The organism is Schleiferilactobacillus perolens DSM 12744 (assembly GCF_001435585.1).
Taxonomy (GTDB): domain Bacteria; phylum Bacillota; class Bacilli; order Lactobacillales; family Lactobacillaceae; genus Schleiferilactobacillus; species Schleiferilactobacillus perolens.
Genome location: NZ_AZEC01000042.1, coordinates 1 through 1352 on the forward strand (window position 1 = coordinate 1; position 1352 = coordinate 1352).

1 protein-coding gene is annotated in these 1352 nt (G+C 44.3%); it reads right to left on the bottom strand.

Annotated features, from left to right (window positions below; genetic code table 11):
* Window positions 1-59 precede the first annotated feature (59 nt).
* Complete coding sequence (locus FD09_RS15430; protein WP_003561746.1) at window positions 60-1235, bottom strand: IS256-like element IS1310 family transposase; 1176 nt, start codon at window positions 1233-1235, stop codon at window positions 60-62.
* Between the last annotated feature and the right edge of the window lie 117 nt (window positions 1236-1352).

The following is a 1352-nucleotide window of genomic DNA, read 5'->3' on the forward strand; positions in this document are numbered from 1 at the left end:
GGTAGCGTCAAGAATCTTGTGTAAATGAAATGCCTTCGTACATATAATATGTATCTAACTTAAATAAATGATGCTTCCAAGGTGTCCTGGAGTCCTTTGAACCCTCGGTGGATCCGCTTCAGAGACTTCTCGTTATAAACATTAAACTGAGAAACCAGGAAGCGATCCAGTGAATCTTCCGTTGGAAATTGTTCTTTGTGGTGGGTGGTGCGCTTGAGATGCTTATTAAAGTTCTCAATCAGATTAGTGGAGTATAGTGATTGCCGGATAGCTGGTGGAAAGTCCATGAAAGTGAGTAAATTCGGCATTTTAAGCAGATCTTTGATTAATTTGGGATAGGTCTGATGCCAGTTGTTGGCGAACTCATTCAGTTTCAGTTCGGCTGCTTCACGGTTGGCGGCCCGATGAACTTGTTTAAAGTCACTGATCACGGCCTTGCGGTCTTTTACGCGAACTTTGTTCATCAGATTCCGCCCAACATGAACCAGGCAACGTTGTCGTTTGGCTTTAGGGAAATGCCGATTCAAGCCTTCATCCAAACCAACTAACCCATCGGCCACAAACAACAGCACATCTTTAACGCCCTGCTTGATCAAGGTTCCCAGCAGTTCAGTCCAGATTCCAGTCGATTCCGTTGGCGCCACTTGGTAGTTCAGCACTTCTTTCGTACCATCTGGACGAATGCCAATCGCAATATGAACGGCTTCTTTTTGAACGGTATCCCGCTTTAACGGCAAGTAAGTGGCATCTAAGAAGATGGCCGCATATTGTGAAGCCAGTCGACGTTGCTGGAAAGCTTGAACCTGTTCATTGACGGCTTTAGTCATGTTGGAAACCGTGGCTTTGGAGTAGTGAGCACCGTACATTTTCTCAATGAGTTCGGCAATTTCAGCAGTGGTAATTCCCTTGGTATACAACTGAATGACCGTTGTTTCTAAATTATCACTGTGCCGACCGTAGGCTGGCAAGGTATGATTTTCAAACCGGCCATTGCGATCTCGAGGAATGGTTAAGTTAAGTTGGCCGTACTTCGTATCAAACGAGCGCTCATAACTGCCGTTGCGGTTATTACCAGTGTTAATCCCAGCGTATGAGTAGCGTTCGTAACCCAAAAACTCTGCCAATTCGGTTTGAAGCAGCTGGTTAATCGCAATTTCGAGGTGGTGACGAAAAACTTCGTCCAAATCTTGCTTTTGGGCTAGTGCAGCGATAATTTCTGTGGTAAGTTCATTCATGGGGAATGCCTCCTGTGATGTTTTCTGTGGTTACTAAATATCATAAGGGAAGGCATTCCCTATTTCTATACAATTCAGAAATCTTTTATGCATTTACACAAGATATTTTACGCTCTC

Bases quoted from the DNA above. Each gene is read 5' to 3' on its own strand.
- FD09_RS15430 (WP_003561746.1), bottom strand. From the start codon at position 1,235: ATGAATGAACTTACCACAGAAATTATCGCTGCACTAGCCCAAAAGCAA.